Below are 22,929 nucleotides of genomic sequence, written 5' to 3'. Positions count from 1 at the left end.
CGGCCCGCCGGTCGCTACGATGGTCCGGTGTCCAGCGCAACCGATCCCGATGTCCTGACACGCCAGCAGAACGACCCCACCTTCGCCTCGGTGTGGGACGAACTGCGCTGGCGCGGTCTGGTGCACGTCTCCACCGACGAGACGGCACTCCAGGAGGCCCTCGACGGCGGGACGGTCACGTACTACTGCGGGTTCGACCCGACCGCACCGTCGCTGCACTGCGGCAACCTGCTGCAGCTCCTCACGATGCGACGGCTGCAGCTCGCCGGGCACAAGCCGCTCGCGCTCGTCGGTGGCTCCACCGGGCTCATCGGCGACCCGCGACCGACCGCGGAGCGCACCCTGAACACCCCGGAGACCGTTGCCGAGTGGGTGAGCCGGCTGCAGGCGCAGGTGTCCCGGTTCCTCAGCCCCGACGGCGAGAACGGCGTCCGGCTCGTCAACAACCTCGACTGGACGGCGCCGCTGTCCGCCATCGACTTCCTGCGTGACATCGGCAAGTACTTCCGCGTGAACACGATGCTGAAGAAGGACGCCGTCGCCGCACGGCTGAACTCGGACGCGGGGATCAGCTACACGGAGTTCAGCTACCAGATCCTGCAGGGTCTCGACTACCGCGAGCTGTACCGGCAGTACGGCTGCACGCTGCAGACCGGTGGTTCCGACCAGTGGGGAAACCTGACCTCGGGCACGGAACTCATCCGGCGCACCGAGGGTGTCGCCGTGCACGCGCTCGGCACCCCGCTCATCACGAATTCGGACGGCACGAAGTTCGGCAAGAGCGAGGGCAACGCGATCTGGCTCGACGCCGAGATGACCTCGCCGTACGCCTTCTACCAGTTCTGGCTCAACACGGCGGACGCAGACGTGATCGCCCGGTTGCGGGAGTTCACGTTCCTCGACCGCGCGGAGATCGGGCGGCTCGAGCAGGCGGTGGCCGACGAGCCCTTCCGTCGCGAGGCCCAGCGCACCCTGGCGTCCGAAGTCACCTCGCTGGTGCACGGGGCGGCGGCGACCCGTGCGGCGATCGACGCGTCGGCGGCGCTGTTCGGCAACGGCGACCTGGCCGCGCTCGATGCGGCGACACTGCGTGCCGCGGTCGCCGAGCTCCCCGGGACGGTCTCGCTCCCCGGCGACGCCGACGTCGCTCGCGCCCTCGTCGACACCGGCCTCGTGAAGTCGCTCGGCGAAGCGCGCCGTGCGGTCGACCAGGGCGGTGTGTACGTGAACAACGTCCGCGCCGACGACACGACCGCGCAGCTCGCGGGCCTCGCGCTGCCCGGGGGAGTCGTCGTCCTCCGCCGCGGCAAGAAGACCCTGGCCGGCGTCACGCTCGGCTGACCCGTCCACCCGTCGTGCACACGGTGCCCGGTCTCCCGACGGAGGCCGGGCACCGTTGCGTCCGGCGAGGTACCGGCTGGAGTTGCAGAGTGCGACACGCCCGGACGACAGCCCGGTTGGCGCTCCCCGCCGTCGCTGCGTAGAGTTCTTACTCGTCACCCCAAAGGTGCGGCGGAGCGGCTGGAGCGAGAGCCCAGAGCCTGCCGGCCTCAAGCGGGACCATCCTCCACCGAAGTTCAGATCAAGCCTTGTGCTCGATCGCTTCGACGCTTAGGATGACTACTCCACCGGCCCTCTCCCACGGGATGAGCCACAGGACCTCGGTCCGACGAGTTGCCGGTGACACCAAGAACACCAAGCCCCTCTGGCGGAGCTCCTTCTGGGAGTCGAGTGGGGGGTGCGTCTGGTCCTTGAGAACTCAACAGCGTGCACATTGTCAATGCCAATTATTTTGACCCCGTGCCTGGTCGGCTTGCTGACCGGGTCGGAGACAATTCCTTTTGGATTGGATTGATTGTCCAGTGGACAGTCTTTACAGTCAAGATCAACTCGGCCTGCTGCTTTTGGTGGTGGGTTGGTAATTTTTTACGGAGAGTTTGATCCTGGCTCAGGACGAACGCTGGCGGCGTGCTTAACACATGCAAGTCGAACGATGATGCCCAGCTTGCTGGGTGGATTAGTGGCGAACGGGTGAGTAACACGTGAGTAACCTGCCCCTGACTCTGGGATAAGCGTTGGAAACGACGTCTAATACTGGATACGACTGCCGGCCGCATGGTCTGGTGGTGGAAAGATTTTTTGGTTGGGGATGGACTCGCGGCCTATCAGCTTGTTGGTGAGGTAATGGCTCACCAAGGCGACGACGGGTAGCCGGCCTGAGAGGGTGACCGGCCACACTGGGACTGAGACACGGCCCAGACTCCTACGGGAGGCAGCAGTGGGGAATATTGCACAATGGGCGAAAGCCTGATGCAGCAACGCCGCGTGAGGGATGACGGCCTTCGGGTTGTAAACCTCTTTTAGTAGGGAAGAAGCGAAAGTGACGGTACCTGCAGAAAAAGCACCGGCTAACTACGTGCCAGCAGCCGCGGTAATACGTAGGGTGCAAGCGTTGTCCGGAATTATTGGGCGTAAAGAGCTCGTAGGCGGTTTGTCGCGTCTGCTGTGAAATCCCGAGGCTCAACCTCGGGCTTGCAGTGGGTACGGGCAGACTAGAGTGCGGTAGGGGAGATTGGAATTCCTGGTGTAGCGGTGGAATGCGCAGATATCAGGAGGAACACCGATGGCGAAGGCAGATCTCTGGGCCGTAACTGACGCTGAGGAGCGAAAGCGTGGGGAGCGAACAGGATTAGATACCCTGGTAGTCCACGCCGTAAACGTTGGGCGCTAGATGTAGGGACCTTTCCACGGTTTCTGTGTCGTAGCTAACGCATTAAGCGCCCCGCCTGGGGAGTACGGCCGCAAGGCTAAAACTCAAAGGAATTGACGGGGGCCCGCACAAGCGGCGGAGCATGCGGATTAATTCGATGCAACGCGAAGAACCTTACCAAGGCTTGACATACACCGGAAACAGCCAGAGATGGTTGCCCCCTTGTGGTCGGTGTACAGGTGGTGCATGGTTGTCGTCAGCTCGTGTCGTGAGATGTTGGGTTAAGTCCCGCAACGAGCGCAACCCTCGTTCTATGTTGCCAGCGCGTTATGGCGGGGACTCATAGGAGACTGCCGGGGTCAACTCGGAGGAAGGTGGGGATGACGTCAAATCATCATGCCCCTTATGTCTTGGGCTTCACGCATGCTACAATGGCCGGTACAAAGGGCTGCGATACCGTAAGGTGGAGCGAATCCCAAAAAGCCGGTCTCAGTTCGGATTGAGGTCTGCAACTCGACCTCATGAAGTCGGAGTCGCTAGTAATCGCAGATCAGCAACGCTGCGGTGAATACGTTCCCGGGCCTTGTACACACCGCCCGTCAAGTCATGAAAGTCGGTAACACCCGAAGCCGGTGGCCTAACCCTTGTGGAAGGAGCCGTCGAAGGTGGGATCGGTGATTAGGACTAAGTCGTAACAAGGTAGCCGTACCGGAAGGTGCGGCTGGATCACCTCCTTTCTAAGGAGCATCTGACCGGCCCTCTTGCAGGTGATCGGTTCAGGCGCCGATGCAACCCGAGTGTGGTTGCCGGTAGCTCATGGGTGGAACATTGACAGTGCAGTCGGGAGCGTAGCTTCCGGCCTGAGTACGCCAGCTTGCTGGTTGGAAGGGGTCGGGGTGAGCGGGTCGGCTGGTGCACGTTGTTGGGTCCTGAGGGACCAGGCTTCCCGGTCGTGATGATCGGGGGTTGAGCCGGCGGACGGAAGTCTGCTTGGTTCTTCGAGTGGGCTGCATGAAGCGAACCGGTTGGTTCGGGGAGTGTGGTGCCGATCGTATGTTGAGAACTACACAGTGGACGCGAGCATCTTAGATCGCTCGAGACGGTGATCATCTCTTTTCGGGGGTGGTCGGGTGTCGAGTCGATCGCAATTTTAATCTTTGTGGTCAAGTTTCTAAGAGCAAACGGTGGATGCCTTGGCATCTGGAGCCGAAGAAGGACGTAGAAATCTGCGATAAGCCTCGGGGAGCTGATAATCGAGCTGTGAGCCGAGGATTTCCGAATGGGGAAACCCCGCCAGGCGACTTGTCGACCTGGTGACTCCCGCCTGAATATATAGGGCGGGTAGAGGGAACGTGGGGAAGTGAAACATCTCAGTACCCACAGGAAGAGAAAACAACATGTGATTCCGTGAGTAGTGGCGAGCGAAAGCGGATGAGGCTAAACCGATCATGTGTGATAGCCGGCGGGCGTTGCATGGTCGGGGTTGTGGGACACGTCGCTCAGTTCTGCCGGACTGGGGCGGTTACAGCGCATCATAGTCGAACCGGTTTGAAAGCCGGGCCGTAGTGGGTGCCAGCCCCGTAGACGAAATGGTGTCATGGCCGGATGTGTATCCCAAGTAGCACGGGGCCCGAGAAATCCCGTGTGAATCTGTCAGGACCACCTGATAAGCCTAAATACTCCCAGATGACCGATAGCGGACAAGTACCGTGAGGGAAAGGTGAAAAGTACCCCGGGAGGGGAGTGAAATAGTACCTGAAACCGTTTGCTTACAAACCGTCGGAGCCTCCTTGTAGGGGTGACGGCGTGCCTTTTGAAGAATGAGCCTGCGAGTTAGTGATATGTGGCGAGGTTAACCCGTGTGGGGCAGCCGTAGCGAAAGCGAGTCTGAATAGGGCGATACAGTCGCATGTCCTAGACCCGAAGCGAAGTGATCTATCCATGGCCAGGTTGAAGCGACGGTAAGACGTCGTGGAGGACCGAACCCACTTCAGTTGAAAATGGAGGGGATGAGCTGTGGATAGGGGTGAAAGGCCAATCAAACTTCGTGATAGCTGGTTCTCTCCGAAATGCATTTAGGTGCAGCGTTGCGTGTTTCTCGCCGGAGGTAGAGCTACTGGATGGCCGATGGGCCTCAACAGGTTACTGACGTCAGCCAAACTCCGAATGCCGGTGAGTGAGAGCGCAGCAGTGAGACGGTGGGGGATAAGCTTCATCGTCGAGAGGGAAACAACCCAGACTACCAACTAAGGCCCCTAAGCGTGTGCTAAGTGGGAAAGGATGTGGAGTTGCACAGACAACCAGGAGGTTGGCTTAGAAGCAGCCACCCTTGAAAGAGTGCGTAATAGCTCACTGGTCAAGTGATTCCGCGCCGACAATGTAACGGGGCTCAAGCACACCGCCGAAGTTGTAGATTTCGCACACAGACAAGCCTTCGTGGTTCAGTCGTGCGGAGTGGTAGGAGAGCGTCGTGTGGCGAGTGAAGCGGCGGAGGAATCCAGCCGTGGACGCCACACGAGTGAGAATGCAGGCATGAGTAGCGAAAGACGGGTGAGAAACCCGTCCTCCGAAAGACCAAGGGTTCCAGGGCCAGGTTAATCCGCCCTGGGTAAGTCGGGACCTAAGGCGAGGCCGACAGGCGTAGTCGATGGACAACGGGTTGATATTCCCGTACCGGCGAACAACCGCCCAAGCTAATCCAGTGGTGCTAAGAGTCCTAACCCGGTGCATCCGGATCCCTTCGGGGTGATGGTGTCCGGTCTAACGCTCGACCCCATGCTGGTGCGGCTAGCGTATGAACAGGTGTGACGCAGGAAGGTAGCTGAGCCAGGCGATGGTATCCGTAAGGTGAACCTGGTGTAAGGATGTAGGGCTGACGATAGGCAAATCCGTCGTCTGTGTGCCTGAGATCCGACGCGTACCCGTCAAGGGGAAATCAGTGATCCTATGCTGCCGAGAAAAGCATCGACGCGAGGTTGCAGCCGCCCGTACCCGAAACCGACTCAGGTGGTCAGGTAGAGAATACCAAGGAGATCGAGAGAATCGTGGTTAAGGAACTCGGCAAAATGCCCCCGTAACTTCGGGAGAAGGGGGGCCGGACACGTGATACGACTTCTCGTTGTTGAGCGTTGAAGGCCGCAGAGACCAGTGGGAAGCGACTGTTTACTAAAAACACAGGTCCGTGCGAAGTCGCAAGACGATGTATACGGACTGACGCCTGCCCGGTGCTGGAAGGTTAAGAGGAAGGGTTAGCCCTTACGGCGAAGCTCTGAATTTAAGCCCCAGTAAACGGCGGTGGTAACTATAACCATCCTAAGGTAGCGAAATTCCTTGTCGGGTAAGTTCCGACCTGCACGAATGGCGTAACGACTTCCCAGCTGTCTCAACCGCGAACTCGGCGAAATTGCACTACGAGTAAAGATGCTCGTTACGCGCAGCAGGACGGAAAGACCCCGTGACCTTTACTACAGTTTGGTATTGGTGTTCGGAGTGGCTTGTGTAGGATAGGTGGGAGACTGTGAAGCGGGCACGCTAGTGTTCGTGGAGTCATTGTTGAAATACCACTCTGGTCACTTTGGATGTCTAACGTAGGACCCTGATCGGGTTCATGGACAGTGCCTGATGGGTAGTTTAACTGGGGCGGTTGCCTCCCAAAGAGTAACGGAGGCGCCCAAAGGTTCCCTCAACCTGGTTGGCAATCAGGTGGCGAGTGTAAGTGCACAAGGGAGCTTGACTGTGAGACTGACAGGTCGAGCAGGGACGAAAGTCGGGACTAGTGATCCGGCAGTGGCTTGTGGAAGCGCTGTCGCTCAACGGATAAAAGGTACCTCGGGGATAACAGGCTGATCTTGCCCAAGAGTCCATATCGACGGCATGGTTTGGCACCTCGATGTCGGCTCGTCGCATCCTGGGGCTGGAGTAGGTCCCAAGGGTTGGGCTGTTCGCCCATTAAAGCGGTACGCGAGCTGGGTTTAGAACGTCGTGAGACAGTTCGGTCCCTATCCGCTGCGCGCGTTGGAAATTTGAGAAGATCTATCCCTAGTACGAGAGGACCGGGATGGACGAACCTCTGGTGTGTCAGTTGTTCTGCCAAGGGCACCGCTGATTAGCTACGTTCGGACCGGATAACCGCTGAAAGCATCTAAGCGGGAAGCCGTCTTCGAGATGAGATTTCCATGCACCTTGAGTGTGAGAGGCTCCCAGCAGACTACTGGGTTGATAGGCCGGATGTGGAAGCGGGGACTGACGACCCGTGGAGCTGACCGGTACTAATAAGCCGAAGACTTGACAACACAACTATTACCGTCACCCCTTTTCGGGTGTGGGGCTCGCGTCCACTTTGTGGTTCCCGACAGACGATCGGGAATCAAACTGAATACTTCAGCAATGCTCTGAAGGAACAATGGTTTGATCCAGGATCTGGGTCGACAGTGTTCCGGTGGTCATAGCGAGAGGGAAACGCCCGGTCACATTCCGAACCCGGAAGCTAAGCCTCTCAGCGCCGATGGTACTGCAAGGGGGACCTTGTGGGAGAGTAGGACGCCGCCGGACTCAACGTTCAGCAACACCAGGAAACCCCTGACCGTTCACGGTCAGGGGTTTCCTGCGTTCCGGGGCATGCTGCGTTTCGTGGGCATCCGCGTTCTGAGAGCCTCCAGAACTCCGGGATTCCTGCGTACGGGGTGACGCCCGCCCGGCACGGGGGACCGGCCTGCGCGGTCACCCGGACTGTGGTGGCGCCCTCCGGACGGGTCCGGGATGATCACTGGGTGGCTGGACGCATCGGTGACCTCTTCCGCGACGAGCCGGACCAGTGGGGTGGTCGTGGCGATCCCTGGTTGTGGCGCGCGTTGCGCACGCGATTCGCGGACGTGCCGCTCCCGAGTACCCAGGGCGGGCTAGAGGCGTTGTTGCGGAGGGCCTTCGCCGCGGAGGTCGGGCACGCGGTGTCGGACCTCGTCGGGGTCGGTGTGTACGTCGAGCGGTTCGCCCACGGTGGGATGTCGTCCGGGTACGTCTCGCTGACGTGGTGGTCGACGACGGGCATTCCGTTGCTGCTGTGTCGAGCGGCCCTCCCCGGCGCGCTGTTCTCGATCCGGAGGACATCGGAGCAGGACTGGCTATCGGTCCGGGAGATCAGACTTGAGAACGCGGAGGAGAACCCCGTGTCGTACGGGGCAGATCTGCGGACGACGCTCGCGATGACCGAGGACGACTGGCGAACCCGGGCGCGACGCGGTACCGGGAGCGACACCACCAACGTGGTGGCCGTGGCGGACGACGGTCCTTGGCTCGGGATCATGGCAGCGCAGTTGTGCGGTGATGGCGTTCCGCAGGCGCTGCTCACCGGAGTCTTCGTCCGTGCCGCGGCCCGGGGGAGGACGCACGGCGTCGCAGATGCACTCCTGGCGGAGGTCCTCGCGTGGGCGGTGCTCCACGCCCCGTCGATCCACCTCTGGGTCGACCGAGCACCGGCCGGCGCTCCTGCACGACGGTTCTACGCGCGTCACGGCTTCCGACCGACAGGACGGCGGCGCCCGGCAGCCGGATTCCCGGACGCGGAGATCGAGGAGATGACGGCCGCGCTCGAGCTTCCCGACCAGCCCTGAGCGCATGCCGCTGCGCTCGCCCCTCGGCACGGACCAGCGCCGGCTTCGAGCCTGCCCTCTGCGACACGCCCGGGATGCGGCCCTACTTGGCAGCGCGTTCACCTCCGCGTAAGGTTGTACCTCGTTGCCGCTGAGGCGGAGAACGGAACGGCCGAGACGGTCACCGGGTCGATGACCTGGAGATGCAGTCCGGACGGGGTCCCGCTCGGCAACCAACCACCACGATGTCGAGCTGAACGGCTCGGCGTGTGGTGTCGAGATTCCAAGCCCCTCTGGCGGAGCTCCTTCTGGGAGTCGAGTGGGGGGTGCGTCTGGTCCTTGAGAACTCAACAGCGTGCACATTGTCAATGCCAATTATTTTGACCCCGTGCCTGGTCGGCTTGCTGACCGGGTCGGAGACAATTCCTTTTGGATTGGATTGATTGTCCAGTGGACAGTCTTTACAGTCAAGATCAACTCGGCCTGCTGCTTTTGGTGGTGGGTTGGTAATTTTTTACGGAGAGTTTGATCCTGGCTCAGGACGAACGCTGGCGGCGTGCTTAACACATGCAAGTCGAACGATGATGCCCAGCTTGCTGGGTGGATTAGTGGCGAACGGGTGAGTAACACGTGAGTAACCTGCCCCTGACTCTGGGATAAGCGTTGGAAACGACGTCTAATACTGGATACGACTGCCGGCCGCATGGTCTGGTGGTGGAAAGATTTTTTGGTTGGGGATGGACTCGCGGCCTATCAGCTTGTTGGTGAGGTAATGGCTCACCAAGGCGACGACGGGTAGCCGGCCTGAGAGGGTGACCGGCCACACTGGGACTGAGACACGGCCCAGACTCCTACGGGAGGCAGCAGTGGGGAATATTGCACAATGGGCGAAAGCCTGATGCAGCAACGCCGCGTGAGGGATGACGGCCTTCGGGTTGTAAACCTCTTTTAGTAGGGAAGAAGCGAAAGTGACGGTACCTGCAGAAAAAGCACCGGCTAACTACGTGCCAGCAGCCGCGGTAATACGTAGGGTGCAAGCGTTGTCCGGAATTATTGGGCGTAAAGAGCTCGTAGGCGGTTTGTCGCGTCTGCTGTGAAATCCCGAGGCTCAACCTCGGGCTTGCAGTGGGTACGGGCAGACTAGAGTGCGGTAGGGGAGATTGGAATTCCTGGTGTAGCGGTGGAATGCGCAGATATCAGGAGGAACACCGATGGCGAAGGCAGATCTCTGGGCCGTAACTGACGCTGAGGAGCGAAAGCGTGGGGAGCGAACAGGATTAGATACCCTGGTAGTCCACGCCGTAAACGTTGGGCGCTAGATGTAGGGACCTTTCCACGGTTTCTGTGTCGTAGCTAACGCATTAAGCGCCCCGCCTGGGGAGTACGGCCGCAAGGCTAAAACTCAAAGGAATTGACGGGGGCCCGCACAAGCGGCGGAGCATGCGGATTAATTCGATGCAACGCGAAGAACCTTACCAAGGCTTGACATACACCGGAAACGGCCAGAGATGGTTGCCCCCTTGTGGTCGGTGTACAGGTGGTGCATGGTTGTCGTCAGCTCGTGTCGTGAGATGTTGGGTTAAGTCCCGCAACGAGCGCAACCCTCGTTCTATGTTGCCAGCGCGTTATGGCGGGGACTCATAGGAGACTGCCGGGGTCAACTCGGAGGAAGGTGGGGATGACGTCAAATCATCATGCCCCTTATGTCTTGGGCTTCACGCATGCTACAATGGCCGGTACAAAGGGCTGCGATACCGTAAGGTGGAGCGAATCCCAAAAAGCCGGTCTCAGTTCGGATTGAGGTCTGCAACTCGACCTCATGAAGTCGGAGTCGCTAGTAATCGCAGATCAGCAACGCTGCGGTGAATACGTTCCCGGGCCTTGTACACACCGCCCGTCAAGTCATGAAAGTCGGTAACACCCGAAGCCGGTGGCCTAACCCTTGTGGAAGGAGCCGTCGAAGGTGGGATCGGTGATTAGGACTAAGTCGTAACAAGGTAGCCGTACCGGAAGGTGCGGCTGGATCACCTCCTTTCTAAGGAGCATCTGACCGGCCCTGCTTGCAGGTGATCGGTTCAGGCGCCGATGCAACCCGAGTGTGGTTGCCGGTAGCTCATGGGTGGAACATTGACAGTGCAGTCGGGAGCGTAGCTTCCGGCCTGAGTACGCCAGCTTGCTGGTTGGAAGGGGTCGGGGTGAGCGGGTCGGCTGGTGCACGTTGTTGGGTCCTGAGGGACCAGGCTTCCCGGTCGTGATGATCGGGGGTTGAGCCGGCGGACGGAAGTCTGCTTGGTTCTTCGAGTGGGCTGCATGAAGCGAACCGGTTGGTTCGGGGAGTGTGGTGCCGATCGTATGTTGAGAACTACACAGTGGACGCGAGCATCTTAGATCGCTCGAGACGGTGATCATCTCTTTTCGGGGGTGGTCGGGTGTCGAGTCGATCGCAATTTTAATCTTTGTGGTCAAGTTTCTAAGAGCAAACGGTGGATGCCTTGGCATCTGGAGCCGAAGAAGGACGTAGAAATCTGCGATAAGCCTCGGGGAGCTGATAATCGAGCTGTGAGCCGAGGATTTCCGAATGGGGAAACCCCGCCAGGCGACTTGTCGACCTGGTGACTCCCGCCTGAATATATAGGGCGGGTAGAGGGAACGTGGGGAAGTGAAACATCTCAGTACCCACAGGAAGAGAAAACAACATGTGATTCCGTGAGTAGTGGCGAGCGAAAGCGGATGAGGCTAAACCGATCATGTGTGATAGCCGGCGGGCGTTGCATGGTCGGGGTTGTGGGACACGTCGCTCAGTTCTGCCGGACTGGGGCGGTTACAGCGCATCATAGTCGAACCGGTTTGAAAGCCGGGCCGTAGTGGGTGCCAGCCCCGTAGACGAAATGGTGTCATGGCCGGATGTGTATCCCAAGTAGCACGGGGCCCGAGAAATCCCGTGTGAATCTGTCAGGACCACCTGATAAGCCTAAATACTCCCAGATGACCGATAGCGGACAAGTACCGTGAGGGAAAGGTGAAAAGTACCCCGGGAGGGGAGTGAAATAGTACCTGAAACCGTTTGCTTACAAACCGTCGGAGCCTCCTTGTAGGGGTGACGGCGTGCCTTTTGAAGAATGAGCCTGCGAGTTAGTGATATGTGGCGAGGTTAACCCGTGTGGGGCAGCCGTAGCGAAAGCGAGTCTGAATAGGGCGATACAGTCGCATGTCCTAGACCCGAAGCGAAGTGATCTATCCATGGCCAGGTTGAAGCGACGGTAAGACGTCGTGGAGGACCGAACCCACTTCAGTTGAAAATGGAGGGGATGAGCTGTGGATAGGGGTGAAAGGCCAATCAAACTTCGTGATAGCTGGTTCTCTCCGAAATGCATTTAGGTGCAGCGTTGCGTGTTTCTCGCCGGAGGTAGAGCTACTGGATGGCCGATGGGCCTCAACAGGTTACTGACGTCAGCCAAACTCCGAATGCCGGTGAGTGAGAGCGCAGCAGTGAGACGGTGGGGGATAAGCTTCATCGTCGAGAGGGAAACAACCCAGACTACCAACTAAGGCCCCTAAGCGTGTGCTAAGTGGGAAAGGATGTGGAGTTGCACAGACAACCAGGAGGTTGGCTTAGAAGCAGCCACCCTTGAAAGAGTGCGTAATAGCTCACTGGTCAAGTGATTCCGCGCCGACAATGTAACGGGGCTCAAGCACACCGCCGAAGTTGTAGATTTCGCACACAGACAAGCCTTCGTGGTTCAGTCGTGCGGAGTGGTAGGAGAGCGTCGTGTGGCGAGTGAAGCGGCGGAGGAATCCAGCCGTGGACGCCACACGAGTGAGAATGCAGGCATGAGTAGCGAAAGACGGGTGAGAAACCCGTCCTCCGAAAGACCAAGGGTTCCAGGGCCAGGTTAATCCGCCCTGGGTAAGTCGGGACCTAAGGCGAGGCCGACAGGCGTAGTCGATGGACAACGGGTTGATATTCCCGTACCGGCGAACAACCGCCCAAGCTAATCCAGTGGTGCTAAGAGTCCTAACCCGGTGCATCCGGATCCCTTCGGGGTGATGGTGTCCGGTCTAACGCTCGACCCCATGCTGGTGCGGCTAGCGTATGAACAGGTGTGACGCAGGAAGGTAGCTGAGCCAGGCGATGGTATCCGTAAGGTGAACCTGGTGTAAGGATGTAGGGCTGACGATAGGCAAATCCGTCGTCTGTGTGCCTGAGATCCGACGCGTACCCGTCAAGGGGAAATCAGTGATCCTATGCTGCCGAGAAAAGCATCGACGCGAGGTTGCAGCCGCCCGTACCCGAAACCGACTCAGGTGGTCAGGTAGAGAATACCAAGGAGATCGAGAGAATCGTGGTTAAGGAACTCGGCAAAATGCCCCCGTAACTTCGGGAGAAGGGGGGCCGGACACGTGATACGACTTCTCGTTGTTGAGCGTTGAAGGCCGCAGAGACCAGTGGGAAGCGACTGTTTACTAAAAACACAGGTCCGTGCGAAGTCGCAAGACGATGTATACGGACTGACGCCTGCCCGGTGCTGGAAGGTTAAGAGGAAGGGTTAGCCCTTACGGCGAAGCTCTGAATTTAAGCCCCAGTAAACGGCGGTGGTAACTATAACCATCCTAAGGTAGCGAAATTCCTTGTCGGGTAAGTTCCGACCTGCACGAATGGCGTAACGACTTCCCAGCTGTCTCAACCGCGAACTCGGCGAAATTGCACTACGAGTAAAGATGCTCGTTACGCGCAGCAGGACGGAAAGACCCCGTGACCTTTACTACAGTTTGGTATTGGTGTTCGGAGTGGCTTGTGTAGGATAGGTGGGAGACTGTGAAGCGGGCACGCTAGTGTTCGTGGAGTCATTGTTGAAATACCACTCTGGTCACTTTGGATGTCTAACGTAGGACCCTGATCGGGTTCATGGACAGTGCCTGATGGGTAGTTTAACTGGGGCGGTTGCCTCCCAAAGAGTAACGGAGGCGCCCAAAGGTTCCCTCAACCTGGTTGGCAATCAGGTGGCGAGTGTAAGTGCACAAGGGAGCTTGACTGTGAGACTGACAGGTCGAGCAGGGACGAAAGTCGGGACTAGTGATCCGGCAGTGGCTTGTGGAAGCGCTGTCGCTCAACGGATAAAAGGTACCTCGGGGATAACAGGCTGATCTTGCCCAAGAGTCCATATCGACGGCATGGTTTGGCACCTCGATGTCGGCTCGTCGCATCCTGGGGCTGGAGTAGGTCCCAAGGGTTGGGCTGTTCGCCCATTAAAGCGGTACGCGAGCTGGGTTTAGAACGTCGTGAGACAGTTCGGTCCCTATCCGCTGCGCGCGTTGGAAATTTGAGAAGATCTATCCCTAGTACGAGAGGACCGGGATGGACGAACCTCTGGTGTGTCAGTTGTTCTGCCAAGGGCACCGCTGATTAGCTACGTTCGGACCGGATAACCGCTGAAAGCATCTAAGCGGGAAGCCGTCTTCGAGATGAGATTTCCATGCACCTTGAGTGTGAGAGGCTCCCAGCAGACTACTGGGTTGATAGGCCGGATGTGGAAGCGGGGACCAACGACCCGTGGAGCTGACCGGTACTAATAAGCCGAAGACTTGACAACACAACTATTACCCACACTTTCGGGTGTGGGGCTCGCGTCCACTTTGTGGTTCCCGACAGACGATCGGGAATCAAACTGAATACTTCAGCAATGCTCTGAAGGAACAATGGTTTGATCCAGGATCTGGGTCGACAGTGTTCCGGTGGTCATAGCGAGAGGGAAACGCCCGGTCACATTCCGAACCCGGAAGCTAAGCCTCTCAGCGCCGATGGTACTGCAAGGGGGACCTTGTGGGAGAGTAGGACGCCGCCGGACTCAACGTAAGTGATGTGGCCATCGGCCCTCCATCGAGAACTCGTAGGGGAGACCCTCGTTCTCGCGGAGGCCGGTGGCCACATCTGTTTCCGCCCTCGGTCGCTCGACTCGGGGTCCGGTTCGTGATGGACTGGTCCCGCAGCGAGCACGGACGACCGTGCGGCACCAACACAACGACACAGCGGACGACAGCCCGGCGCCCTTCGGCGAGGGCACGCGATGAGGAGCAACGGTGGCGAACGACGACGAGCAGCAGCGCAACGACCGGGATCGCGGAGCGCGGCGCGAGGGCGGCCGCTGGGCGTCCGGACCGCGTGACTTCGAGCGTCGCGAGGGTGATCGTGCGCGCCGGGACGGTGGCCGTGCCGGCCGCGACGTCGAGCGGGGTGGCCGTGATGACCGTCGGTCCTTCCGTGACGGTGACCGGCCGTTCGCCGACGGTGGCCGTCGCCCGGCCCGGCAGGGCGATCGTGACGGTGCCGGTCGTCCGCCGCGGGGCGATGGTCCTCGTGGCAGTGATCGTCCGTTCCGTGGTGGTGACGACCGTCGTCCGCAGCGTGAGGGCGGCGACCGTCGGCCCTACCGCGACGCCGGCGAGCGTCGCCCGCAGCGCGACGGTGACGACCGTCGGCCGTTCCGTGGCAGCGACGACCGTCGTCCGCAGCGCGACGGTGACGAGCGCCGTCGGTTCCGTGGTGGTGAGGACCGTCGTCCGCAGCGTGATGGTGACGAGCGTGGTCCGTACCGCGATCGCGGTGAGCGCGCTCCGTTCCGCGGGGGCGATGACCGTCGTCCGCAGCGTGATGGTGACGAGCGTCGTCCGTACCGCGATCGCGGTGAGCGCGCTCCGTTCCGCGGGGGCGATGACCGTCGTCCGCAGCGTGATGGGGGTGAGCGTCGTCCGTACCGCGGGGCCGATGACCGTCGTCCGCAGCGCGACGGTGACGAGCGCCGTCCGTACCGCGGGGGCGATGACCGTCGTCCGCAGCGTGATGGTGACGAGCGTCGTCCGTACCGCGGGGCCGATGACCGTCGTCCGCAGCGCGACGGTGACGAGCGCCGTCCGTACCGCGGCGGTGACGACCGTCGTCCGCAGCGGGACGGCGACCGCCGATCGTTCGGCCGTGGCGACGACCGCCCCCGCCGCGACGACCGCGGCGACCGCCCTCGCTTCGGTGACGGCTCCCGGCACGCCGGTGCCCGCTTCGGCGAGGCCGCGCGGGACGACTGGGAGGACCGGGACCCGTACGGCACCCGTTCCGTCCGCCCGCGCCACGACGACCCCGAGATCGACGAGAGCGTCTCGGCGCGCGACCTGGACCCGGCCGCCCGCGCGGAGCTCAAGACGCTCAGCAAGGACAACGCGGAATGGGTCGCGAAGCACCTCGTCATGGCGGCGCTGCTCGTCGACGAGGACCCCGAGACGGCGAACCTCCACGCCCTGAGCGCCGCTCGTCGGGCCGGCCGTGTCGCCGTCGTCCGTGAGACGGCGGCGATCACCGCGTACCGCACGGGCGACTTCGCCACCGCGCTCCGTGAGCTCCGTACCTACCGTCGGATCTCCGGGAAGAACGACCAGCTGCCGATGATGGTGGACTGCGAGCGGGGCCTCGGTCGGCCCGAGCGTGCACTCGAGCTCGGACGGTCGATCGACCGCGCCGCGCTGGACACGGCGGTGCAGGTCGAACTGGCGATCGCGATGTCGGGCGCCCGGCTCGACCTGGGCAACCCGACGGCTGCTCTCGGCGAGCTCGAGATCCCGCAGCTCGACCCGAGCACGGCCTACAGCTGGTCGCCGGCCCTCTACAGTGCTTACGCGGCCACGCTCGAGGAGCTCGGCCGTCAGGACGAGGCCGACGAGTGGTGGGCGCGGGTCGACCGGGCCGCCGCCGCCCTGGCTGAGATCGCCGACGAGAACGCATGGGAGACTGTCGATGTGGTCGAGGAAGAAGTCGAAGGACACGACGAGCACGACGCCGTCGTCGGTGACGAGCCCGTCGCCGGGGACGAGCACGGAGCCGGAGCGCTCGACGACACCGACCAACTCGGCGGCGACGTCGACCCCGACGACGACCTCGGCGAGATCGACGACGACAACCCCCGCGACGTCGACGGGTCCGCAGCCGACTGACGTCCCGAGGCCGCCGACGGACGGGGTGGACGTCGTCCTCACCGACCTCGACGGCGTCGTGTACCGCGGGCGGAACGCGATCCCGCACGCGGTCGAAGCGCTCACCCGGGCGTCGCTGACGGCGCGCGTCGGGTACATCACGAACAACGCCTCGCGCCGGCCGTCCGACGTGGCCGAGCACCTGCAGGGCTACGGGCTCGAGGTCTCGGCCGACGACGTCGTGACCTCGTCGCAGGCGGGTGTCCGGCTGCTCGAGACGCTCGTGCCGGCCGGGTCCACCGTGCTGGTGACGGGCGGTGTCGGGCTGACGAGCATCGTCGAGCAGGCGGGCTTCACCGTGACCACGAGCGCCGACGACGCGCCGGCAGCGGTCATCCAGGGGTTCTCCCCGGACCTGGGGTGGACGCACCTGGCCGAAGCCTCGTTCGCCCTCGCCGATCCGGACGTGCCGTGGGTTGCGACGAACATGGACTGGTCGATCCCGGTCGAGCGGGGGATCGCGCCCGGCAACGGCACGCTCGTGTCCGCGGTGCACCAGGCCGTCGGTCGGATGCCGGTCGTCGCGGGCAAGCCGGAACGGCCGATCTTCGACGCGGCGGTCGCCCGGTTCGGCGGTGAGCACCCGCTGTTCATCGGTGACCGTCTCGACACGGACATCAAGGGCGCGAACGACGCGGGCATCCCCAGCGTGCTCGTGTTGACGGGCATCGACCAGGCGAAGCAGGTGCTCGCTGCGGACCAGCGCTCGCGTCCGACCTACGTGCTGCAGGACCTCCGCGGGCTGTCCGAGCCCTACCCGGTGACGGTGCGGCGGCAGGACCCGGACGGCACCCGGTACGTCACGGTCGGCGACGCCACCGTCGCGATGCACGGGCACGTCGTGCGGGTGCTCGACGCCGGCACCCCGATCGACCTGCTCCGCGCCGGATCAGCGCTCATCTGGGAGTCCGGGCTGGCCATCTACGGCCTCGACGTCGACCCGAAGCTGTACGGCGGCGAGTAGGTTGTCGGACGTGCACGACCCGCAGCAGCCCGACGACTTCGCGGCCCGGACCGCCGCCGCCGAGGCCCTGCCCCTGCCCGAGCGTGCCGACGCCTTCTCCGCCCTGCACGACGACCTGCGCACGCGGCTCGAGAGCGGCCAGGCCCCGCATGGGCACAGCTCGGGCCGCGCTGCCGGCGCCTCGCAGGTGTGGGGGAGCGGACGAGGCGACGGCGGTACGGGTGTCTGAGCACGACGAGCGCCGCCCGGTCCGGCTGGACGCACTGCTCGCCGCCCGTGGGCTCGTGCGCTCTCGGACCGCCGCGACGAAGCTGGTCCAGGCCGGACGGGTGACGGTGGACGGGTCGGCCGTCGTGAAGCCCTCGGCTCCGGTCGCCCCGGACGCCGAACTCGTCGTGGACACCGAGGACGAGTGGGTGTCACGCGCGGCGCGGAAGCTCGTCCGTGCCCTCGAGGTCTTCGACGTCGACCCGGGCGGGCGTGTGGTGCTCGACGTGGGCGCCAGCACCGGCGGGTTCACACAGGTGCTGCTCCACCACGGGGCCGCCCGCGTGGTCGCGCTGGACGTCGGCCACGGACAGCTCGACCCGGTGATCGCGATCGACGAGCGTGTGCGCGTGGTCGAGGGCTGCAACGCCCGTGACCTCACCGCCGACACCTACGCGGCCCTCGACGACGAGGCGTCCCGCACGAGCCTGGTCGTGGGCGACCTGTCCTTCATCTCGCTGCGCATCGTCCTGCCCGTGCTGGCCGAGGCGGTGCCCGCCGACGAGTTCGTGCTGCTCGTGAAGCCGCAGTTCGAGGTCGGCCGCGGCGGTGTGCGCGAGGGCATCGTGCGCGACGCCGGACTGCGGAACGACGCGCTGATGAACGTGCTGTGGTCGGCGTGGGACGCGGGACTCGGCACCGTCGGTCTCGACGCCTCGCCGATCGTCGGGACGCACGGCAACCACGAGTACCTCGCGCACTTCCAGCGTGGTGTCGGGGGTGATCCGGCAGGATGGGGGAACCCGACAGCGTGGATCGGTCGGGCCACCGAACTCACCGAAGGGGCTGCATGAGCGACGACGACCGGCACATCCTGCTCGTCTCCCACACGGGCCGACAGGACTCCATCGACGCCGCCGTCGAGGTCTGCGACCTGCTCCACGCCGCCGGACTCACCCCGGTGATGCCGTTCGACGAGTACGCCGACGTGCGGCGGGCCGAGGCGTCGGTCGGCCAGGTCGACATCCTCGGCGTCGACGTGCAGGCCGACCAGCTCGAGATCGTCATCGTCCTCGGTGGCGACGGCACGATCCTCCGCGCCGCCGAACTGGTGCGCGGCACGGGTGCCCCGATCGTGGGCGTGAACCTGGGGCACGTCGGGTTCCTGGCCGAGAGCGAGCGCGACGGGCTGCGCGCCACGGTGGAGCGCGCCCTGACCGGTGACTACAAGGTCGAGGAACGCGTGACGCTCCAGGTCGACGTGGTCGTCGGGCACGAGGTCGTCTACTCGTCGTGGGCGCTGAACGAGGCGACGATCGAGAAGGCCTCCCGCGAGCGCATGCTCGAGGTCGTGACCGAGGTCGACGGTCGTCCGCTGTCGTCCTTCGGCTGCGACGGTGTCGTCGTGGCCACCCCGACCGGTTCCACCGCGTACTCGTTCTCGGGCGGCGGCCCGATCGTCTGGCCGGACGTCGACGCCCTGCTCATGGTGCCGCTCAGCGCGCACGCCCTGTTCGCCCGACCGATCGTCGTGGGTCCGGACTGCACGCTCGCGATCGAGGTCCTGCGCCGGACGAGCGGCGTCGGGGTCCTCTGGTGCGACGGCCGCCGCACGCACGACCTCCCGCCGGGCGCCCGGGTCGAGGTCCGTCGTTCGGCCGACCCCGTCCGGGTCGCACGGTTGAAGGACGCCCCGTTCACCGACCGGCTCGTCGCCAAGTTCCAGCTCCCCGTCGCCGGGTGGCGCGGCCCGGCGACCGAGGACGACGCATGATCGAGGAGATCGTCATCTCCGACCTCGGCGTCATCGGTGAGACCACGCTCGAGCTCGGGCCCGGCTTCACCGTCGTCACCGGGGAGACCGGCGCGGGCAAGACCATGATCGTGACGGCGCTCGGGCTGCTGCTCGGTGCCCGGGCGGACGCCGGCTCGGTGCGCCGTGGTGCGTCGAGCGCGGTGGTCGAGGGGCGCTGGCATGTACCGGACCACGCTGCCGTCGCCGAGCGTGTCGAGGACGCCGGCGGCACGGTCGAGGACGGCGAGCTCATCCTCACCCGCACGGTCTCCGCCGAGGGCCGCAGCCGCGCGACCGTCGGCGGCCGCAGCGCCCCGGTCGCGGTGCTCGGTGAACTCGCCGACCAGCTGGTGACCGTGCACGGGCAGTCGGACCAGATCCGTCTGACCTCGGCGTCGGCGCAGCGCGCAGCCCTCGACGGCTTCGGCGGCAGGGCCGTGCAGCGGGCGCTGGACGCCTACGTCGCCGCCTACGACACCTGGCAGGCGCACGCCGATGACCTGGAGACGCTCGTGCGGGACCGCGACGACCGCGTCGCCGAGGCCGAGCGGATCCGTGCGGCGTCGGACGAGATCGAGTCGGTCGACCCGCAGCCCGGCGAGGACGTCGAGCTCGCGGAGCGCGCCGAACGCCTCGGCAACCTCGAGGAGCTCCGCCTGGCGGCCGGCACCGCCCACGAGGCCCTGTCGAGCGAGTCCCTCGACGGCGTCGCGGACGTGGTCGGACTGGTCGAGGCAGCGCGACGCGCCGTCGAGCGCGTCGCCGGCTCGGACCCGGCCCTGCAGCCCGTGCTCGAGCAGCTCACCGAACTCGGGATCCAGGCATCGGACGCCTCCGCCGGTCTGTCCAGCTACCTCGGGTCGCTCGAGCCCGACGCCGGCCACGACCTCGAGCTCGTCAACGAGCGCCGGGCGCTCCTGGCGAACCTGACGCGCAAGTACGGCGAGACCGTCGACGACGTGATCGCCTACGGACAGCGGGCGAGTGACCGGCTCCTCGAGCTCGACGGCGACGACGACCGCATCGTCGCGCTGCAGCAGGCGGTCGAGCAGGACGAGCAGGCCCTCGAGCAGACGGCCGCCGCGCTCACGGCGGCCCGGACGAAGGCGGCAGGCGACCTGGCGAAGCGGGTGACCGCCGAGCTGCGGACGCTGGCGATGGCCGGCGCGACGCTCGTCGTCGAGGTCACCGACGGGGGCGAGTACCGCCGGCACGGCCGCGACCAGGTGGCGATCCTGCTCCAGCCGCACTCCGGCACGGACCCGCGCCCGATCGGCAGGGGTGCGTCCGGCGGCGAGCTCTCGCGCGTCATGCTCGCGATCGAGGTCGTCATGGCCGGCAGCACGACCGTGCCGACCTTCGTCTTCGACGAGGTGGACGCCGGTGTCGGCGGTGCCGCGGCGATCGAGATCGGCCGGCGGCTCGCGAAGCTCGCCGAGCGCACGCAGGTCATCGTCGTCACGCACCTCGCGCAGGTCGCGGCGTTCGCGAACAACCACCTCAACGTCGTCAAGGACGCCAGTGGCGCCGTGACCTCGTCGAGCGTGCGGCGGCTCGAGGGCGAGGAACGGCTCCAGGAGATGGCGCGCCTGCTCTCCGGCCTGGGTGACAGCGCGAGCGGCATCGAGCACGCCCGCGAGCTCCTCGACGTCGCCGGCCAGCGCGCGTAGCCGCCCGGTCGGCCTGGAGGCTCGCCCCACCTCCGCCCCACGGCTCGCGCCCACCCCGTGGTCGGCGCGAGACACCGGCGTCAACGCGAGACGCCGTCGGAACCTGCGGTGTCTCGCGCGGGCCGAGGTGTCTCGCGCGGGCCGAGGTGTCTCGCGCGGGCCGAGGCGTCTCGGTGGGAGCGACCACCGGCGGGCGCAACGCCCGCGGCGAACGCGAGTCGCGCCTCCCGGCAGTTCTGACGTACGATGGAACCCCGTGGCGGACACTCTCAGCGGCGGAACCAATTCTTCGACCTCGACCCCGAAGGTCACGAAGCAGATCTTCGTGACCGGCGGGGTCGTCTCGTCCCTCGGCAAGGGCCTGACGGCGGCCAGCCTCGGCAACCTGCTCACGGCACGCGGCCTCAAGGTCGTCATGCAGAAGCTCGACCCGTACCTCAACGTGGACCCGGGCACGATGAACCCGTTCCAGCACGGCGAGGTCTTCGTGACCGACGACGGCGCCGAGACGGACCTCGACATCGGGCACTACGAGCGCTTCCTCGACATCGACCTGTCGCAGGCCGCGAACGTCACGACCGGCCAGGTGTACTCGAGCGTCATCGCCAAGGAGCGTCGCGGCGAGTACCTCGGCGACACGGTCCAGGTCATCCCGCACATCACCGACGAGATCAAGCGTCGGATGCGCGAGCAGGCCGAGAACGACCCGCAGCCCGACGTCATCATCACCGAGGTCGGCGGCACGGTCGGTGACATCGAGTCCCAGCCCTTCATCGAGTCCGCACGCCAGGTCCGCCACGAGCTCGGCCGCAACAACGTGTTCTTCGTGCACGTGTCGCTCGTGCCGTTCATGAGCGCCTCGGGCGAGCAGAAGACCAAGCCGACGCAGCACTCGGTCGCCGCGCTCCGGTCCATCGGCATCCAGCCGGACGCCCTCGTGCTCCGCTCGGACCGCCCGGTGTCGGACGCGAACAAGCGCAAGATCGCCCTGATGTGCGACGTCGACGAGGACGCCGTGGTGAACGCGGTGGACGTGCCGTCGATCTACGACCTCCCGACGCTGCTGCACGACCAGGGCCTCGACCAGGTCATCATCGACGCGCTGAAGCTCGACGCGCACGACGTCGACTGGTCGGCGTGGAACCCGGTCCTCGACGCGGTGCACGAGCCGAAGAAGCACGTTACGATCGCCCTGGTCGGCAAGTACATCGACCTGCCGGACGCGTACCTGTCCGTCACCGAGGCCCTGCGGGCGGGCGGCTTCGCCCACAACGCCAAGGTCACGCTGAAGTGGGTCGTGTCCGACGACTGCACGACGCCCGAGGGTGCCGCGAAGCAGCTCGGCGACGTCGACGGCATCTGCGTCCCCGGCGGCTTCGGCGTGCGCGGCATCGAGGGCAAGCTCGGTGCGCTCCGCTTCGCCCGCGAACAGGGCATCCCGACGCTCGGCCTGTGCCTCGGCCTGCAGTGCATGGTCATCGAGTACGCCCGGCACGAGGCCGGCCTGACCGACGCGTCGAGCACCGAGTTCGACCCGGAGACCTCGACGCCGGTGATCGCGACGATGGCCGAGCAGGTCGACATCATCGCCGGTGGCGACATGGGCGGCACGATGCGCCTCGGCCTCTACCCCGCGAAGTTCGCGGACGGGTCGCTCGCCGCGTCGCTGTACGGTGCGCCGGAGGCCTCCGAGCGCCACCGTCACCGCTACGAGGTGAACAACGCCTACCGTCAGCAGATCGCGGACGCCGGCCTGGTGTTCTCGGGCACCTCGCCCGACGGCACCCTCGTCGAGTACGTCGAGCTGCCGCGCGACGTGCACCCGTTCTACATCGCCACGCAGGCGCACCCGGAGCTGCGCTCGCGCCCGACCAAGACCCACCCGCTCTTCGCCGGGCTGGTGGACGCGGCGATCGCGCGGCACGAGGCGTCCAGCCTGTTCGACCCGGCCGAGGAGTCGGCGGAGGTCGTCGCCTGAC

At 64.0% G+C, this 22,929-nt stretch carries 9 protein-coding genes and 6 rRNA genes; all 15 read left to right on the top strand.

Annotated elements, in window-relative coordinates; genetic code table 11:
* Nucleotides 1-27: 27 nt before the first annotated feature.
* The 15 genes from tyrS (at nucleotide 28) to C1N91_RS14035 (ending at nucleotide 22,928) form a co-directional block, all read left to right on the top strand.
* Nucleotides 28-1,341 carry a tyrosine--tRNA ligase gene (tyrS, locus tag C1N91_RS14100; RefSeq protein WP_137768234.1) on the top strand — a complete coding sequence of 438 codons (1,314 nt, stop codon included), beginning with the start codon at nucleotides 28-30 and terminating at the stop codon, nucleotides 1,339-1,341.
* Between the two features lie 584 nt (nucleotides 1,342-1,925).
* A 16S ribosomal RNA gene (locus C1N91_RS14095) occupies nucleotides 1,926-3,447 on the top strand.
* A 424-nt stretch (nucleotides 3,448-3,871) separates the two neighbouring features.
* Nucleotides 3,872-7,002, top strand: a 23S ribosomal RNA gene (locus C1N91_RS14090).
* Nucleotides 7,003-7,144: 142 nt separating this feature from the next.
* Nucleotides 7,145-7,261: ribosomal RNA gene (gene rrf, locus C1N91_RS14085) — 5S ribosomal RNA — on the top strand.
* 218 nt (nucleotides 7,262-7,479) lie between these two features.
* On the top strand, nucleotides 7,480-8,319 hold the full coding sequence (locus C1N91_RS16780) for a GNAT family N-acetyltransferase (protein ID WP_175416039.1): 840 nt from the start codon (nucleotides 7,480-7,482) through the stop codon (nucleotides 8,317-8,319).
* A gap of 492 nt (nucleotides 8,320-8,811) precedes the next feature.
* Nucleotides 8,812-10,333: ribosomal RNA gene (locus C1N91_RS14075) — 16S ribosomal RNA — on the top strand.
* 425 nt (nucleotides 10,334-10,758) lie between these two features.
* Nucleotides 10,759-13,889 (top strand): 23S ribosomal RNA (locus C1N91_RS14070).
* A gap of 138 nt (nucleotides 13,890-14,027) precedes the next feature.
* Nucleotides 14,028-14,144 (top strand): 5S ribosomal RNA (gene rrf, locus C1N91_RS14065).
* Together the 16S, 23S and 5S rRNA genes form the textbook arrangement of a ribosomal RNA operon.
* A gap of 232 nt (nucleotides 14,145-14,376) precedes the next feature.
* Nucleotides 14,377-16,275 (top strand): primosomal protein, encoded by a 1,899-nt coding sequence (locus C1N91_RS17040; RefSeq protein WP_254678267.1) that lies wholly within the window; start codon nucleotides 14,377-14,379, stop codon nucleotides 16,273-16,275.
* 25 nt (nucleotides 16,276-16,300) lie between these two features.
* Nucleotides 16,301-17,278: an HAD-IIA family hydrolase gene (locus C1N91_RS14055; protein WP_137768233.1), complete on the top strand. Its 978-nt coding sequence runs from the start codon at nucleotides 16,301-16,303 to the stop codon at nucleotides 17,276-17,278.
* Between the two features lie 10 nt (nucleotides 17,279-17,288).
* Nucleotides 17,289-17,507, top strand: coding sequence for a hypothetical protein (locus C1N91_RS16775; protein WP_175416038.1), 219 nt, complete (start codon nucleotides 17,289-17,291; stop codon nucleotides 17,505-17,507).
* Nucleotides 17,500-18,339 (top strand): TlyA family RNA methyltransferase, encoded by an 840-nt coding sequence (locus C1N91_RS14050; RefSeq protein WP_254678266.1) that lies wholly within the window; start codon nucleotides 17,500-17,502, stop codon nucleotides 18,337-18,339. Before C1N91_RS16775 ends, C1N91_RS14050 begins: the two co-directional genes overlap by 8 nt.
* Nucleotides 18,336-19,259 (top strand): NAD kinase, encoded by a 924-nt coding sequence (locus C1N91_RS14045; protein WP_137768231.1) that lies wholly within the window; start codon nucleotides 18,336-18,338, stop codon nucleotides 19,257-19,259. The genes C1N91_RS14050 and C1N91_RS14045 overlap by 4 nt, the downstream gene beginning before the upstream one ends.
* The gene (gene recN / locus C1N91_RS14040; RefSeq protein WP_137768230.1) at nucleotides 19,256-20,950 is read left to right on the top strand and encodes a DNA repair protein RecN; all 1,695 of its coding nucleotides are present in this window, start codon (nucleotides 19,256-19,258) and stop codon (nucleotides 20,948-20,950) included. The genes C1N91_RS14045 and recN overlap by 4 nt, the downstream gene beginning before the upstream one ends.
* Before the next feature lie 256 nt (nucleotides 20,951-21,206).
* Nucleotides 21,207-22,928, top strand: a complete 1,722-nt coding sequence (locus tag C1N91_RS14035) for a CTP synthase (RefSeq protein WP_137768229.1) — start codon at nucleotides 21,207-21,209, stop codon at nucleotides 22,926-22,928.
* Nucleotide 22,929: the final 1 nt, after the last annotated feature.

This window comes from Curtobacterium sp. SGAir0471, from assembly GCF_005490985.1.
In the GTDB taxonomy this organism is placed as follows: Bacteria; Actinomycetota; Actinomycetes; order Actinomycetales; family Microbacteriaceae; genus Curtobacterium.
Note: the sequence above shows the minus strand (reverse complement) of the source record. Positions and strands in the feature narration are given on the sequence as shown.

What these genes read in the sequence shown, in the direction of transcription:
- C1N91_RS14045 (WP_137768231.1), top strand. Translation starts at nt 18,336, where the DNA reads ATGAGCGACGACGACCGGCACATCCTGCTCGTCTCCCACACGGGCCGA.
- recN (WP_137768230.1), top strand. Translation starts at nt 19,256, where the DNA reads ATGATCGAGGAGATCGTCATCTCCGACCTCGGCGTCATCGGTGAGACC.